Genomic DNA, 17,797 nt, shown 5'->3' on the forward strand with positions numbered 1-17,797 from the left:
AGAATCAATTGTATTATTTTCTATTGGGTCACTTGTATTGTTTTCTGTTGGATTAATTGTTGGATCAACAGGATCAATCGGATCTGTTGGATCTACGGGGGATAGTATTAGTACAAATTTTCATGTTCATAAGTATAACTATTAAATAGCCAAATAAATAAATCTTGTTGGTCAGTTCCATGCCCATCTCCAGTCATTCTAAAAATAAATTCATTTACTATACTGCTCCATCTGCTAACTGTATAATTACTACAATTAATTTCTTTATTAGTGATTATTTTATTACTGTCTAAACTTTTCAAAACATTATGATAATCTTCATATGGAACAAAAGCTAAATCTTTGTTTTTACTTATATTCCCACACACCTTCTTGGAATTTATTGAATCCTGCAGTACTATTTAGCAAATCATTATTCCAATTTTCAACAACATACTCAATTACTCCTTCACGAACTGTAATATTGTTTTGTGTTTTAACTTTTTGATTTACTATTATTTTACTTTGCTCATTGACACAAACTGAATTATATATTATATTGTATCCTTTTCTTTAATTCAGAAGAATAGTAATGAACGATTTAGAAGAAAAATAAAGGAATATGTATTGTTGATGTATATATTCATAAAACCATGTGTAAATATGTCTTTCCCATAATAATTAATTAAAATTAGGAATACTGAACAATATGCATTATTCTATAAAAACTAAGAATTATAAGTTTTATACATCACATTTATTATTTACAATTAATTTTATATATTATTAAATTTAATAAACATATGCTATTAAATAGAAACATATTGAAGCAACCATAGATAATTATATAATAATTATTTTACTGTTAGATTGATAACAAATAAAAATAATTTGAGAAAATATTATAACAAAAAATTAGCTTATTATTCATTTTATTAAGAATCTAAACAAGATTAAGAAGACTATCAAATCAAAATATAGAATATAAAAAAATATAGTAAAATAGTTTAAAAGCTATGTTTATTTATTTTTTATCACTTAATCATTAAACAAATAATAGAAAATATTTAGTATTTTTAAATAATAGAAATTATTTAGTATTTTTAAATAATAGAAAAAATTGAATATTTTTTGTTTTCTTAATATAGTAACATAGAAATTAATAAATAAAAATATTTAAGTGAGATATTATGAAAAATATTATGTTATGGCTAGTTCTTGGTACTAAGGGAGGTAATAATCGTGCAAGAATAATGAAAAAATTGCATTCAAGACCCTATAATGCAAATCAACTTAGTAAAAAATTACATCTCAATTATAGAACTATTTCTCACCATTTAAATATTTTAGAAAAAAATAATATAGTACCTTCAGCTGGAGAAAACTATGGCGTAATATATCTACTTTCAGACGAAGCAGAAAAAAATTACGATAGCTTAAATAATATATGGGTCTAAATAAAAGATAATTAGAATTATTTACAATAGTCAGGTGATCATATAGTACTTCTCGTGACTTATCTAACATTCGATCATTAACAATTGAGTTTGGAAAAAAGCTCTAAAAACCTTTAAAAACATGAATAAATACTTACAAACTGGAAAAAAATATTTTCCATTATTGTTTTGTCCATGTCAAAAAAGTTTGGAAAAATACTATAGTGATTTTTGAGTCAATACAAATAACACTTACTACAATAATAGTACTTATAAAACTTATAATTTTAGGTAGATTATTTAGTATATTTTTACAAAATTATTTCAAATTTAAAGCAAGATTTACTATTGGATTATTAACATTTACTTCCCTTATAATAATTGAAAATGTGTTTACACTGGCAACTATTCTTCTATCCATCGATTTATTAATGCCATTAATTGAAAATATAATTGAATTAATGGGAATTATTGTTCTATATATACTAATAGCAAAGAATTAATAAATCTAATGAAAATTATTAATTTAAAAAGGTTTTAAGCAGTTATCAAAAATAAAAAAAGTCTTATTACTTTAAATCATTATCTATAATAGCTATATTTAGAATATCTGTTAAATTAGATATTCATAGAGATTATTTTTCAATTAAATCATCAATAAAGTCCATATTCAAATTATTTTCCACTAACTGAGCTAACTTATCAATGGAATAATCTTTTTTAGTTTCATATGGATCATCACCAAATTTCTGTGTTAAACCTTTTTGTTTTCTAATATAGTTTAAAAAGGATCTTCTAAAATTATAGTTGTGAAATATACCATGTAAATATGTACCAAAGACATTTCCTTCAATAGCTCCATCAAATTCACTATTTTTTGAATTACCAATACCTTTTATGAGTTTTAGTAGAGGTTTTGATCCTTTAAGCTCTGTTGTCCCCTCATGAATTTCATATCCTCTTATAATACCATTTTCATTATTTTCAAGCCCATCATTTCCAATTTCATAATTTACAACTAAAATTCCTTCACTTTGTTGTACAATCTTTTCCTCATCTAAGGAGAAATATGATTCTATTTCCAATAATCCTAATCCTTCTATTGTCCCCAATGGAGATTCTCTGTTAGATTCATCAAATATTTTTTTCCCCAATATTTGATATCCCCCACAAAGACCAACTACTGGGATTTTTTTAGCTAATTCTTTAATTCCATCTCCAATTCCAGATTCTTTAATAGCTATCATATCTTCCACTGTGTTCCTTGTTCCTGGAATTATTATAGCATCTAATTCATCATCTTTAATGTTTTCATTTATATCTATCAGTTTTAAACCTACATCATCTTCAAACTCAAATGGGTCTATATCTGTGAAGTTAGCTATTTTTGGAAGTCTAATCACTCCAATGGTTATGTCTCTATTTTTTTCAAATTTGTGTTCAAAAAGAGAAGCTGAATCTTCTTCTGGTAAGTGAAGGCTATGATCATAGGGTAAAACTCCTAAAACTGGAGCTTCAATTATTTTTTCTATTTTTTCTATTCCTGGCATGAGAATATCTAAATTTCCACTGAATTTGTTGATGATTACTGCTTTTAAACGTTTTCTATCATAATCATCTAAAAGTAAGAATGTTCCAGCTATTGATGCAAAAACTCCCCCTTTATCTATATCTGCTACTAACAATACATCCGCATCAGCCAAATGAGCTATCTCCATGTTAGCTAAATCTTCTTCCCTCATGTTTATCTCAGCAGGTGATCCCGCCCCTTCAATAAAAATCAAATCATATTCTTCATTTAAAATAGCTAATGATTCTTTAATAGCTTCAAGCGCTGTTTGTCTAAAATCATGTTGATAATCATAAAAATTCATATCACATATTGCTTTTCCTTGAATAATAACCTGTGATTTGAAATTTCCCTTTGGTTTTAAGAGAATAGGATTCATGTGTATACTTGGTTCTATATCAGCTGCTTCTGCTTGCAATACTTGAGCAATAGCTATTTCTCCATTTTCTTTTGTAGTGTATGAGTTTAAAGACATATTTTGTGATTTGAATGGAGCTACTTTATACCCTCTTCTTGAGTATATTCTGCAAAGAGCAGCTACCATAACACTTTTTCCTGCATTAGAAGATGTTCCTTGAACCATGATACATTTAGCCATTGAATTCATTCCTTCATAACTTTATATTTTTATATTCAATCTATTTTCGTAAGTTTGATAGAAATTAATTATAAAATTTCGAAGATTATTGCAATTAAGATCATATCATTTAGTTACAAAAATTTTAATTTAAGTTAGGTTTACAAATTTTAAATATTATTTTAAATATTATTTAAAGTTATATTGATAATCAATTATAATAATCTTTCTTATATTTTATTATAAAATATTTATTAATAAACGATTAAAATCATTTTAACTTTCTAGAAGATTCTTAATTATTTCATATAACATCTTAATTAGTCCCTATAAGTTTAATTAATCCCTATAAAGAATAATAAAAAATTTTATCAATCAATATTTACAATAAAAATTTTATAGAACTAATCTAATTTACAATAAAAATTTTATAGAACTAATCTAATTTACAATAAAAATTTTATAGAACCAATCTAATTTACAATAATTTGAATTTTAAGTACATTTTTATAAATTTCTCTTTATAAATTAGCTAATTTTCTAAAAATCTAATTAGCTATTGGTTAATTAAGATTCACTTAATTATACTTAAATAATTAAAGAATAACTATGAATAATTCAATAAAATAATTATAATTAATTCTATTTTAAATTATAGATTTCTGTATATACAATTATCACATCTTATAGAAACTTATATTACATTAATATCGATTATAAATATAATAGAAAGAAATGTTTTAGAATAATTAAATAAAAATAAGAATATTAAAAATAGATAAAAAAGTTTAGATGAAAATAAAAAAATTGAAAGAAAATAAAAAATAATAATCTAAAATAAATAAAAAAATTGAAAGAAAATAAAAAATATATTAAAATGATAAATAATGTTTGGGTTTAATATTTGAAATATATTAAAATATTTTAATTACTTTTATTAACTAAAATACAAAAGTTTTTATATATAGATATTTATAAACTATATCTACATTAAATTTTAAAATTTTTATAATTAATATAAATGAAAAATTTCAGAATAAAATAGAAAATAAAGACATACTGATAATTACAATATAAAAAACACTTATACTCCCAATATTGTTATTGGAGTTGTTTAACTAGTAGAAAGCTGTTAAGTTGATAAAAAGTTATTTAATTAATAAAAAATCAATTTAAATAGTAAAACTACATATCTAAAAACCATCTTTGTTTCTAATGTTTATTAATGTTCATTTTTCAAAAATGTTAAAATTATTTTTATAAAATTAACTCAAATCAAGTTTAATCGAGGTCCTTAAATGAAAATTGACAAGATTGATTCTGACAAATATAATGTCAAAATCAATAAAGACGAAGAAAATGATGAAAATATCTCTGAAGAAGAATTAGTTGAAAAGAATTCTGAGAGATATAACCTTGAAGAAGAAAATCCAATGCTAGATTATGGTAATATTGGAAGTTCTGAAGATATTGAAGTTCCTCCGCTTCTCATTGATCAAGTTATTGGACATGAAGAGTCTGTGGAAACTATTAAAAAGGCTGCCAAACAAAGAAGAAATGTTCTTCTTATTGGTGATCCTGGTGTTGGAAAATCTATGATAGCTAAAGGAATGGCTGAATTACTACCTCCTGAAGTTTTACAAGATATATTAGTTTATCCTAATGCTGAAGATAATAATAACCCTCTAATACGCCCAGTTCCTGCAGGAGATGGGAAAAAAATTGTAATGGCTAGTAAACACAATGAAAAAGGATATGGTGAAAAGAAAACTTTAATCACAGTATTCTTAATAATTGGAGTAATGGCTTTAGGGTTTGTCTATAACCAAATATTAATAGCTTTATTAGCATGTCTTTTTATATTCTTCATATCCATGCAAATAAAACCTCAAAATATATCCATGGGTCCAAAGTTACTAGTTAGCAATGGTGAAAAAAGATTTGCTCCATTTGTAGATGGTACTGGAGCTCATGCCGGGGCTTTACTTGGAGATGTTAGACATGACCCTTATCAATCTGGAGGATTAGGAACTCCTGCTCATGAGCGTGTAGAATCTGGTATGATCCACAAAGCTAACAGGGGCGTTTTATACATTGATGAAATAGGTACAATGTCTATGAAAACCCAACAAGAATTATTATCTGCAATGCAAGAGAAAAAATATTCAATTACAGGTCAAAGTGAAAATAGTAGTGGAGCAATGGTTCACACTCAAGCAGTTCCATGTGATTTTGTCCTTGTTGCTTCTGGAAATATTCAAGTCCTTGAAGGTATGCACATAGCTATGAGATCTAGAATCAGAGGTTATGGTTATGAAGTCTTCATGAAAGATAGTATGGATGATACAGAAGAAAATAGGAAAAAACTCATCCAATTTGTAGCTCAAGAGATTAAAAATGATGGTAGAATCCCTCATTTCAATCCAGAAGCGTTAGATGAAATAATAAAAGAAGCTAAACGAAGAGCTGGTAAAAAAGATGCCCTTACTTTAAAGCTCAGAGATTTAGGCGGTCTTGTTCGAGCTGCAGGAGATGTAGCTAAAGAAGAAGGAGCCAAATATGTTACATCAGAACATGTTGTTACTGCTAAAAAATATTCAAGAACACTTGAACAACAAATAGCTGATAGGTCCATAGTCCAAAGGAAAGAGTACGCAGTATTCCATCCAACAGGTGGTAAAATTGGTATGGTCAATGGTTTATCTGTTATTGGAGATAGAAGTGGTCTTATGTTACCTATAGCTGCTGAAGCAGCTCCTGCTCAAAGTACAAGGGAAGGTAAAATTATAGCCACTGGTAAATTAGGTGAAATAGCTAAAGAATCTGTCCAAAATGTGAGTGCATTAATTAAAAAGCATACTGGAACTGATATTTCGCAATATGATATTCATGTTCAATTTTTACAAACTTACGATGGAGTTGAAGGTGACAGTGCGAGTGTTTCAATAGCAGCAGCTGTTATTTCAGCTATTGAAGAAATTCCAGCAGATCAAACCGTTGCTTTAACAGGATCACTAAGTGTAAGAGGAGACGTTCTACCTATTGGTGGAGCTACTAGTAAAATAGAAGCTGCAGCTGAAGCAGGAATTAAAAAAGTCATAATTCCAAGATCCAACATGAAAGATGTTATGATTGAAAAGAAATATGAGGAAGAAGTTGAGATTATTCCTGTTGATACCTTAAGTGATGTCTTAGAAAACATATTAATTGAAGGTAGTAAAAAAAGCAAATTAGTAGAGAAAATGAAAGCAATAGGCACTGCAGTTACAAAAGTTCCTGAAGGAGTTAATAATAGCTACAATACTCCTAATAAATCATAGCTAAGTTAATTTTAATTAACTTATTTTTTCTATTATATTTTTTATTATTTTAAATAATCTAATTTTAAATAATTTTATTATTAAATTTCTATAATAATCTTAAATAATCTAATTTTAAATAATTTTATTATTAAATTTTTATAATAATCTTAAATAATCTAATTTTAAATAATTTTATTATTAAATTTTTATAATAAATTTAAATGATTTTATTGTTTTTCTATTATTTTTTATTACTTTAATAAATATTTGCATTATTTTAATAAACATCCATTATAATTGTATTTTACTGAATTAGTAATTTTAATAATTTAAATTTTATATAATATGATTTATATGTTTTAATAGCTATCAATATTAGTATATTTATCTCAATGCATCAGCAATGATTCTAGCAATTGAAATACAACTAACTTCTGATTTTAAGGAATCTGTTCCAGCTATTGATTTAGCACCTGCAGCATAAATTTTCAATATTGCATCATTGACCAAAATTGGATGAACACAACAAACACGAACATTCTTTGCTCCATGATCTTTTAATATTTTAATAGCATTGACAATCGTTCCACCTGTAGCTATTATATCGTCAATAATTATAGCTTCTTTCCCTTTCACTGACTTCATATCTACTTTTTTCTCATTGTTAACAAAATCAGGATCATTCGAAGAGAAATCACATCTAATATCAGCTATTTTTGTTTCAACTTTATCTGGGCCTAATCTAACCTTATCCATATATGTACAAGTGCAATCTAAAGCTTTAGCTATTTTCTCTGCAAAACCAAGTGCTCCTTTATCTGGAGCTATTATTATTGGATCATTAGATAAGTTATCTATATACTCAGCTATTGTCCCCATTGCACATATATTTGTACTAGGAATACTAAAAAAGTCTCTTACACTATCTTCATGAAGATTAATAGATAAAACTTGATTTACTCCAGCATTTTCTAGTAAATTAGCTACAATTTGTGCAGAAATAGCTTCCCCATCTTTAAATCGTTTTTCTTGTCTCCCATAACCAAAATATGGAATCACTACTTTTATTGTTTCAACATTCAAGCTTTTTAAGTTCTTAATCAAGAATAAAAGCTCAATTAAGTTTTCATCCTGAGGATAACCTGTTGATTGAACTATCACGGCCTCTTTATCCAACTCTCCATTTTCTGATTTTCCATTTATTCTAATATATCTTTCTCCATCAGGAAATTTCTTAGTTTCAATTGGACAAAGCCAATCTCCAAGCTCTTCTGCAACATTAGCTGCCAATTTTTGGGATGCTGAACCACCAATTATCAATAATATCACCCTTAATATAATATCTGAATATATTAAATAATAAGAAAATGTGATAAATATACTAAATCAAAAGCTATTTAGTAGGATGTAATAAAATACATATGAGTATATTATCTTAGAAAATTATTAGTTTATATAATAATTTTATCTGTATTAATTATTATTTATAATTTTAGTTTAATAGTAATTCTTAGTAATTAATATTAGCTATTTAATTATAGTATTATATTGCAATATTATATATTAAGTAAATTTCGCTTTTAGTATTTAATTTAATATCATACTTAGCTTAAATCAACTTAGGCATTCAATTTGATTTAATAAGGTATAATAATAATTTAACTTATAGTAGCTATTTAATAATTCCAATAGCGATAGTTTCGAGATTATGGATTCTAAATTTTCTCCAAATTATATATTATAAATTAGCATTCTAATTTATTATTAAATCCATTTTTAAATAGCCAAGTGTATCCTAAAGTGTTTTCCAATCATCAATAAATAACTAATAATAATTAAGAAATGAATAATAATTATTAGGATTATAAGTTTTCCAATCATCAATAAATAACTAAGGAGAATTAAGAAATCAATAATAATTATTAGGATTATAATAATTAATATATTAAAGATACACTAATTTTTATAGAATGAATTACAGAATAAATAGAAAATAATATCATATTAAAGCTACCATATAAATATTACAGAAATTAAATTATTGAAAAAATTTTAAATAGAGGTGTGTTCATGCATGAATTATCAATGGCTGATGGAATTTTAAAAGCTGTAATTTCAAATGCTGAAGAAAATAACGCTACTGAGGTTATTGAAGTAATTATTGAACTTGGACGTTTGGCTTTGCTTAATCCAGAACAAGTGAAATTTATGTTGGATGTTTTAAGTGAAGATACTATAGCTAAAGGAGCTAAATTTGTAATTGAAGATATCCCTATTGAAATTGAATGCTCAGAATGCAATTATTCCGGATTAGCAAATGATGACGATTTAGATCATTATACTCCCCTGGTAGAATGTCCAGAATGTGGAAACAAAAGATTGAATATAACCAATGGAAAAGATTGCATAGTGAGAAATATAATAATCGAAAAACCAGACGAATAATTCCATTGTTTTTAATAAATAAAAAACTAGGTGAATAATTCAATATCTTTTAATCAATATTATTAACACTAGATTTTAATCAATATTATTAACACTAGGCTTTAATCAATATTATTAACTATATGTAATTATACGAAATTTTAATTATACAAGATTTTTATTTGTAAGAGAGGATTTGTTATGCATAAAATAGCTGAAGTTGAAGTTCAACATAATATAATGAAAGCTAATAAGAAAATAGCTGATAGAATTCAGAAAAGATTAGATGACAATAATGTTTTTGGTGTTGATTTTGTAGGAGCTATTGGTTCTGGAAAAACATCATTAATTGAAGATTTGATTGAAAACATGGAGGGTTCAATAGCTGTAATTGCTGGAGATGTTATAAGTAAATTTGATGCTGGAAGATTTGAAAAACATAACATTCCAGTAGTAGGATTGAATACTGGAAAAGAATGCCATTTGGATGCTCATCTAGTAGAACATGTTTTAGATGATATTCCTTTTGATAGGATTGATTATTTATTTATTGAAAACGTAGGTAATCTAATTTGTCCAGTTGATTTTGATCTAGGATCTCATATGAGGGTTGTAGTTATTAGTGTTAGTGAAGGAGATGATACTGTAGAAAAGCATCCACTTATATTCCAAGATTCAGACTTAGTCATTATTAATAAAATAGATATAGCTGATGCTGTTGGAGCTGATACTGAAAAAATGGTATCTGATGTTGAAACTATAAATCCTGATGTTAAAATTATAACAACTAGTCTTAAAAAAAATAAAGGATTAAATGAAGTTATTTCAGCTATTGAAAAATTTAAAAATAGTTAAGACACAATTAATTCACTTTAATTAAAATATTCAAAGTGATATTCTTGATGATGAAATCGTCAAATTGATGTTATTAATATTAAAATATAAACTAAAGAATTATAGAAGCTGAAATATAAACTAAAGAATTATAGAAGCTGAAATATAAACTAAAGAATTATAGAAGCTGAAATATAAACTAAAGAATTATAGACATTGAAATAGGAATTAAAATCAAATGAAGAAAATCAAATGAAGGTGAATTTTATTGAAAATATGGATTGATATAACTAATGCTCCTCATGTTAGATTCTTTAAAGACATAATTCACCATTTACAAGAAGAAGGTGAAGATTTAATAATAACAAGCCGTAAATTTGGAGATATTCATAAGCTCATGGATATGTATGGGATCGATTTTATCTCATTAGGTAAACACGGAGTTACATTAGATGAAAAACTCAAAGAAAGTACAAATAGAGTCAATGAATTAGTAGATGTTGTTTCAAGTGAAAAAATTGATGTAGCTTTATCAAAACATTCCATTGAACTTCCTAGAATTTCATTTGGTCTTGGAATACCTAGCTTATATGTTTTAGATAATGAACATGCTGTAGCTGCAAATAAATTAACATTACCCCTTTGTGATAAAATAATAGCTCCTAAAATAATTGATGTTTGGAAGTTATTAAGCTATGGTGCAGATCCTAATAAAATGATTCGCTATGATGGAACTTCTGAAATTCTTCATTTTAAAAGCTTTGAATATGATGATGATATTTTAAAAAAGTTAGAATTAGAAAATAGCCTTCCTAAAAATATATTAATGAGACCTGAACCATCATTAGCATCATATTTAGATACTGATTGCAATGAATCTGTTCTTTCACCTATTGTAGATGTATTAAAGGAATATTCAAACATTTTGATTTTGCCAAGGTTTAAAAAACAAGCAGCTATTTTTGAAGGTATTGAAAATGTAACCATTTTGAAACCTCCTGTTGATACATCAAGTATAATTAAAAAATGTGATCTAGTTGTCGGTGCAGGTGGAACCATGAATAGGGAATCAGCTATTTTGCAAACTCCTGTTATATCCTGTTATCCTGGAGTTCCATTATCAGTGGATCAATATTATATTGATAAAGGTTTAATGTTCCGTTCCAATAGCACTGAAGAAATTATAAATAAAGCCTTAAGTTTTCTCGTGAATCCACCTAAACACACTAAAATAAAACACGATGATTTATTTGAAATAATAATCAATAATATTTATGATTTAGCTAAAAAAGCTTAAGTAACTTTTCTTATTTAAGCTTTATTTATTTTATTTCTATTTTATTATTCTTAATAATCAAAATATCTTTAAAAATAATTTAATATTTAATATTAAGTATTTAGTAATGATTTCAATTAAGAACTTATTTAATTTTAAATTTATTGAAATAACACTATAAAATAAATGATATTATATTAAGATTAAAAAAATGATTTTACTAATTATTCTACTATCCTTAATTTAATATTAGGGTCAATTTAGTTTACTAAACTTAATTAACTATTAAAAATAAATTTATTCTACTAATCTTGATTTAATTAGACTCAATTTATTTTAATGAAAGGGTTAATTATTAAAGTTAATATTATGATAGATGTAACTAAAAAGAAAAAAAGGTGTTGTTATGAATTACATAGATTTAAGTCATGAATTAAGAGATAAAATCCCTGTTTATCCTAGAGATCCTGATTTTATATTAAAAAATATTACTCTTAAAAAAGATAATTATTCTATGTTCAAAATGGAAGGCGGATTGCATACTGGAACACATTTAGATGCTCCATATCACTATATGGAAAATGGTAAGAAAGTTAATGAGTTAAATCTCAATAGCTTAATTGGAAAAGCTAATATCCTAGAAATAGGATACGTTGATTACCATACCAATGATTTACATCATGAAAATGCTCAAATGATAAAGAATAAAGAGATAATGATTGACACCATAGAAAAACTTCCTGATCAATTAGAAAGAATAATCATTTTAAAGACAGGGTGGTTCAATAATTGGGGTAGTGATGATTACTTTACTGATAATCCTTACCTATCCAAAGAACTGGCTAAGTTACTTGTTGAAAATGGAATTTCGGGGATAGCTATAGACATACCAAATGTAGATAAACAAGACAAAAGTAGAATTCACAAAATACTTCTTAAAAATAATATATGGATTGTTGAAAATATAACAAATGTTGATAAATTAATTAAAGATACTTATCAAGCTTACTTTATTCCATTGAATATAAATGCAGAAGCGTCTTATGTTAGAGCTTTCGTTAAATAGCTATTAAACAGACAGATCAGTTAATTTTAGTATCTTAAACTAGTTAAATATCTCTAAAGCACGATTTATCCTAAAATAACTAAATCAGTGAAAAAATATTTATTTTTTGTTTGTTTTAACCCACATAGATTCATCACCATTTCTTTCTTTACATTCTAAATATCCTTTTCTTTCAAGATTCCTTAGAATATTGTTTATGTTTCCATAGGAAATATTCTTAAAGGATATTTTACGAATATAGCTATGAATATCTTGAGAACTCATTTTAGTATCAGGTATTAAATAGTAAATTTGAGATTGGAAAGAAGTTAAATCTGCTTTAGGAGGAGAAGTTATTTGAGTATAATATTTTTTAATTTTCTCAAGTTCATTTACAGCATCTTTACATGATTTAATCTCCTTTTTGAGGTTTTCAAGATTTTCATTACTGTTAATGTTATTGTCCTCATCAACAACCTTAGCATTAGATCCATTTTTATTATTAATACTATTATTAGAGTTGTTATTAGCATTATAATTAGCATTATTATTAACTTTATTATTAATTTTTGGATCAATACTCTCCCAATCCTGACTTTCTCGAGCTTTTTGTACTGAATCTAGATTATCTTTGTTTAAATCTGAAAATAATCCTTTAATTTCTTCTAAACGTTTGATTTTAGAATCTTTTGATTTTAATTCATCTTTTAATTGATCATACTCTTTTTTAGGGATGTGTTGATCTTTAACTAACTGAATTGCAGTTTTCTTTTGATCTATTTGATCCATCAAATCTTTAATCTTATCATCTTTATCCCTAATCTTATCAAGAGAAGATTGTACCTGATCCATTAAATCTTTAATCTTATCATCTTTATCCCTAATCTTATCAAGAGAAGATTCCACTTGATCCATTAAATCTTTAATCTTATCATCCTTATCTCTAATTTTATCAAGAGAAGATTGTACTTGATCCATTAAATCTTTAATCTTATCATCTTTATTCCTAATTTTATCAAGAGAAGATTGTAACTTCAAATTAGTTTCTTCAAGCTCTTTATTCTTATATTGTTTAATATCTTTTTCAAGTGAAGTTTTAATCTCATTAAAAGAAGATTGGATTTGTTCTAATTCATTAATCCTTTTATCTTTATTACTTAGTTCTATTTCAAGAGACTTGATAGTAGAATCATCAGCCACAGAAGATTTTAATATTTTAATTTCAGAATCTTTTGAGTCGATTTCTTTTTGAAGTTCTAAAAGGCTATCTTTACTAGCTATATTATTCTCAAGATCATATATTCTTTCTTTAAGGTTTTTAATATTATCTAAAAGAGATTTAATTTCTTCATCTTTTTCAGTTATTGTATTTAATGTAGATTTTAATTCTTCATTATGTTCAGTAAGTTCTTGTGTTTTGAAATTAATAAGATCTTGTTCTAATGAATTCTTAATATCATCAAAAGACTCTTTAATATTAGTAAATTCTTCTATCTTTTTATTCTGTCCTTCAAGTAAAGACTCTTTCTTAGTAAGAATTACTTGTAAATTATTTAAATCAGTTTTTAAAGAGTTAATTTCTTCTTGTTTTTCACTAACTAAAGTTTTTAATTTTTCAACTTCTTCATCATTTTTTAAAGATGATTTTTCTTTTTCAGACTCCACTAAATCCATTTTAAGCTGATTAATTTCTAACAAACAAGATTTAACAAGGTTTTGTAGTCTTTCTTTCTCATTATCTTTTACTAACGCCATATATATCCCTAAGTATTTTCATGATATTCATATTGTTTATAAAATCCCTTAACATGCCATCTTAATATTATTTAATTATATAATTTAATAGTATTTATAGTATTAGTATATTTCACCCAAGCACAAGAGCTTATTATAAACTCAAGTATAAGATTAGTTTGTGATATAATGAAAATTCCATGAGAAATTCTATAAAAAAACAACAAATAAATAAAAAATAGAAAAACATAAAATTCAATAAAAAAACACCAAATCAATAAAAAAAATAGAAAAGGGGAGTGTTTCATAAGTCAGTTTTTTAGAAATTTTCATGAAATTAGTTTCCATAAAAATCATTTAAATATTAAATAGTTAATAAAATATGTATTAATAGCTATAATAAATTAATTGTTTTATTTAGTTCGATTTTTAAAGAATTTATGTTATTTTAAGTTTAATTTATAGATTTTTTAAGTATTATTTTTAAGAAATAAAATAATATAGGTATTTATATAATATTTAAAGATTTTAAATGAGGAATATTTTTATTAAATTTTTTAAAAATCTTGCTTATGAGACACTCTCATTAATTATTTTTTTTTATCATGAATGATATTGTGTATTAGGATAATTATAACAATCGTTAAGTTTATATAATATCTTATTGTTAATATGATATTAGATTATTTATAATATGTTTTAGCATTATGAAATTATAATTACTAAATTATTAAATTATTATAAATTACTTTTAAATTAAATAGCTAATTATTAATTAAAATAAATAACAAGTGAGTATAATGTCTTTTAAAGTTGCAATAGCTAGTAGTGATGGAGAAAATGTTAATCAACACTTTGGAAAAGCAGATCATTTCCTAATTTTTGAAATAGATGATGGTAACTATAAATTCTTAGAGTCAAGAAGTATTGTTCCATCATGTGGTGGAGAAGAAACTATAGATCATACAAGAGAACAAACTATGAAGTTAATTTCTGATGTAAAAGCAGTTTTAGTAAGTAATATAGGTCCACAACCTATAGAAACGCTAATAGCTAATAATATTGTTCCTTATATGACGTCTATGAATATAGATGATGCTTTGAAAGAGTTAATCTCATTAAAAAAATTTAAAGATTAAATAAAAGATTTGATTATTGGTTTTAGTAGTTTATGGAAGAAATTAAGAGTTTGATTATTGTTTTAGTAGTTTATGGAAGAAATTAAGAGTTTGATTATTGGTTTTAGTAGTTTATGGAAGAAATTAAGAGTTTGATTATTGGTTTTAGTAGTTTATGGAAGAAATTAAGAGTTTGATTATTGGTTTTAGTAGTTTATGGAAGAAATTAAGAGTTTGATTATTGGTTTTAGTAGTTTATGGAAGAAATTAAGAGTTTGATTATTGGTTTTAGTAGTTTATGGAAGAAATTAAGAGTTTGATTATTGGTTTTAGTAGTTTATGGAAGAAATTAAGAGTTTGATTATTGGTTTTAGTAGTTTATGGAAGAAATTAAGAGTTTGATTATTGTTTAATGGAATTATATATAATTATCAAAAATTGAGGGAATAAGATGGAATATGATGAAAATTATCTTTTTTTGAAGGCAGATCTTCTTACAGAAGGAGTTCAGTCTGATAAAGAGAGTTTAGAAGGAGTAGGAACGAAATACAAGGAACAAAATCATGGATTGTTTGGATGGGATTTTGAAAGTCATCCTGATGTTAAACTTCCAGATGATTTTTATCTTCCAGATGGAACTGTTGTTCAATTTCGTTTAAACTCTTCTTCACAATACAACATAAGAAAAGAAGAAGATAAACTTTATGTATATAAAAACAATGGAAAAATTTGTGAAGTAAAATGGATGGAAAGACCAGAATATTACAATAAAAAAACATCTTCTGGTAAAGACATGATTAAAATTGGACAAATTGGTGGTGATGACTGCTTATTTTTCTGTTTTCAGAATTATTGTTCTAATTTTCAAGAGAATAATCAATGTTCATTTTGTAATCTCGTTTCAACCTCTAAAACATATAACTCTGTAATTCGTAAAAAAGAGGCGGAAGATATAGGAGAAGTTGCAGCTGCTGCGTGGGCTGAAGGAAAAGTTAATCATATAAACATGACTGGAGGATGTTATATAAGTGGAAAAGAATTGGAAGTTGTTGATGCAATAGCTTCAGCTATTAAAAAACACACTGGTAAAACAAAGATTTCAGGATTGGTTGCTCCAGCTCCTGCAAAAGGAGATAATATTCAAGGATATTTTGACACAGGAATCCAATCACTTAGTTTCAATATGGAAGTATGGGATGAAGGATATTACAAAGCAATATGCCCTGGAAAATCTGCAACTACAAGTCATGATGAATTCATAACATCAATTACTCAAGCTATTGATATTTATGGTAGAGGAAATGTATATGTATCACTTGTAATGGGCTTAGAACCTAGAGAAACGTTTTTAGAAGGTATTGAGACATTGTCTTCCATGGGTGTTAATGTCATTCCATTTGTTTGGGCTCCAAATCCAGGTTCTAAATTAGAGGGTCATAGAGCACCATCAGCACAATGGTACGTGGATACAATTTTAGAAGCTGCAGAAATTGTATATAAACATAAAGTACCATGGGGAACTGAAAATCATTGTTATCTATGTGATGGAAATTCCCTTTTACATGACGCTTTAAGATTAAAAGGTATTGAATAAAAATTAATGCATAATATTTCTTAATCTCTTTATTTTTTTTCTTTAAATTAATCATGGTCAAAAGTCAAATTTCTAGAAAGACAATTAAAAACAATTCTTATATTTATTTTAGCACGGTTTTAAATGAAAAATAATCATTGAAATTCAAAATAAAGAAATTCAATTTGTGCAAAGAGACTTTTGACCACGACTTAGATTGTGGATTTCTTTTTATTAATTCACTAATTCATTATATTTTATTACTTTAAAATTCTACTAAATTTAATCTTTAGGATTTTTATAAAAATCTTTTAGAAATTCTTAAAAAATTTGTTATAAATAATAGGAAACTCATAATTTTTAAGTAACTCACTATTTTTTTCATTTTATAGTACTCGACATTTGATTTAAAAATAATATTAAATTTAAATCGTTAAAATCATATTATATATAAAAATAACGATTATAATTAATATTATTAAAAATATTATAATTTTGAAAAGTTTTGTCCAATAATATAACATTGATTTTTTGTGCGTGCTTGTTAGTACTTTTTTTCTAATCCTTTTTTTTGTTAAGTGTCATGGGTTATTTTTTATCATAATCTTTTTTTGGGATTGTGTTGATGTTGTTATTCTAAGCGAGATTTTATTTTTTATTTTTTGCATTTTGGGTAAAATATTGTGAAAACTAGGATAACTTAGAGGATTGTAGCTCATTTTTTTTCATAAAAGGTTTTCGTGATGTTTATTATAAATGAAAATGGTGTGTGGGAATTGGTTGTGGGGTTTAGGTAGGTTATTTTTGTATTGGCGTATTTTTTGTGTTTATTTTTTTGTTTTGTTGTTTGTGTGTTCTTTGTATGTTTAGGGGGGGGGGGGTAGTCTATGGGTTTGTTCTTGCTTTGTGGTTTAGCTTTGTTTTTGTTT

13 protein-coding genes are annotated in these 17,797 nt (G+C 25.5%); 8 read left to right on the forward strand and 5 right to left on the reverse strand.

The genetic code is table 11. The features are described 5' to 3' along the window. Positions 1 to 107: 107 nt before the first annotated feature. Positions 108 to 368, reverse strand: coding sequence for a hypothetical protein (locus MBCUT_RS01355; protein ID WP_067257833.1), 261 nt, complete (start codon positions 366 to 368; stop codon positions 108 to 110). Between the two features lie 801 nt (positions 369 to 1,169). Here MBCUT_RS01355 and MBCUT_RS01360 point away from each other — a divergent pair. Next, entirely contained in the window at positions 1,170 to 1,436 is a 267-nt protein-coding gene (locus tag MBCUT_RS01360; RefSeq protein WP_067257838.1) for an ArsR/SmtB family transcription factor, read from the forward strand. 614 nt (positions 1,437 to 2,050) lie between these two features. On the opposite strand, the gene cobQ is transcribed toward MBCUT_RS01360, so the two are convergent. Then, positions 2,051 to 3,583, reverse strand: coding sequence for a cobyric acid synthase CobQ (gene cobQ / locus MBCUT_RS01370; protein ID WP_394327047.1), 1,533 nt, complete (start codon positions 3,581 to 3,583; stop codon positions 2,051 to 2,053). Between the two features lie 1,412 nt (positions 3,584 to 4,995). Here cobQ and lonB point away from each other — a divergent pair. Beyond that, complete coding sequence (lonB, locus tag MBCUT_RS01375; RefSeq protein WP_245634923.1) at positions 4,996 to 6,882, forward strand: ATP-dependent protease LonB; 1,887 nt, start codon at positions 4,996 to 4,998, stop codon at positions 6,880 to 6,882. Between the two features lie 366 nt (positions 6,883 to 7,248). Here lonB and MBCUT_RS01380 read toward each other — a convergent pair whose 3' ends face one another. Next, a complete protein-coding gene (locus MBCUT_RS01380) occupies positions 7,249 to 8,184 on the reverse strand; it encodes a ribose-phosphate diphosphokinase (protein ID WP_067257850.1) in 936 nt (311 codons plus the stop codon). 750 nt (positions 8,185 to 8,934) lie between these two features. On the opposite strand from MBCUT_RS01380, the gene hypA reads away from it, so the two are divergent. The 4 genes from hypA to MBCUT_RS01400 all read left to right on the forward strand — a co-directional run bounded on the left by hypA (position 8,935) and on the right by MBCUT_RS01400 (position 12,464). Then, complete coding sequence (gene hypA, locus MBCUT_RS01385) at positions 8,935 to 9,309, forward strand: hydrogenase maturation nickel metallochaperone HypA (protein ID WP_067257853.1); 375 nt, start codon at positions 8,935 to 8,937, stop codon at positions 9,307 to 9,309. Between the two features lie 180 nt (positions 9,310 to 9,489). Further along, complete coding sequence (gene hypB, locus MBCUT_RS01390) at positions 9,490 to 10,143, forward strand: hydrogenase nickel incorporation protein HypB (RefSeq protein ID WP_067257856.1); 654 nt, start codon at positions 9,490 to 9,492, stop codon at positions 10,141 to 10,143. Between the two features lie 247 nt (positions 10,144 to 10,390). Beyond that, positions 10,391 to 11,419, forward strand: a complete 1,029-nt coding sequence (locus tag MBCUT_RS01395) for a DUF354 domain-containing protein (RefSeq protein WP_084270670.1) — start codon at positions 10,391 to 10,393, stop codon at positions 11,417 to 11,419. A gap of 385 nt (positions 11,420 to 11,804) precedes the next feature. Next, positions 11,805 to 12,464 carry a cyclase family protein gene (locus tag MBCUT_RS01400; RefSeq protein WP_067257862.1) on the forward strand — a complete coding sequence of 220 codons (660 nt, stop codon included), beginning with the start codon at positions 11,805 to 11,807 and terminating at the stop codon, positions 12,462 to 12,464. Between the two features lie 99 nt (positions 12,465 to 12,563). On the opposite strand, the gene MBCUT_RS01405 is transcribed toward MBCUT_RS01400, so the two are convergent. Continuing rightward, the gene (locus MBCUT_RS01405; RefSeq protein ID WP_067257866.1) at positions 12,564 to 14,198 is read right to left on the reverse strand and encodes a hypothetical protein; all 1,635 of its coding nucleotides are present in this window, start codon (positions 14,196 to 14,198) and stop codon (positions 12,564 to 12,566) included. A gap of 779 nt (positions 14,199 to 14,977) precedes the next feature. On the opposite strand from MBCUT_RS01405, the gene MBCUT_RS01410 reads away from it, so the two are divergent. Beyond that, positions 14,978 to 15,316 (forward strand): NifB/NifX family molybdenum-iron cluster-binding protein, encoded by a 339-nt coding sequence (locus MBCUT_RS01410; RefSeq protein ID WP_067257870.1) that lies wholly within the window; start codon positions 14,978 to 14,980, stop codon positions 15,314 to 15,316. Between the two features lie 430 nt (positions 15,317 to 15,746). Beyond that, entirely contained in the window at positions 15,747 to 16,889 is a 1,143-nt protein-coding gene (locus tag MBCUT_RS01415) for a radical SAM protein (RefSeq protein WP_067257875.1), read from the forward strand. Between the two features lie 694 nt (positions 16,890 to 17,583). On the opposite strand, the gene MBCUT_RS11135 is transcribed toward MBCUT_RS01415, so the two are convergent. Next, positions 17,584 to 17,797: hypothetical protein (locus MBCUT_RS11135; RefSeq protein ID WP_169805351.1), on the reverse strand; the 214-nt coding region annotated here is incomplete at its 5' end.

The sequence above is a fragment of the Methanobrevibacter cuticularis genome, assembly GCF_001639285.1.
GTDB lineage: Archaea > Methanobacteriota > Methanobacteria > Methanobacteriales > Methanobacteriaceae > Methanobaculum > Methanobaculum cuticulare.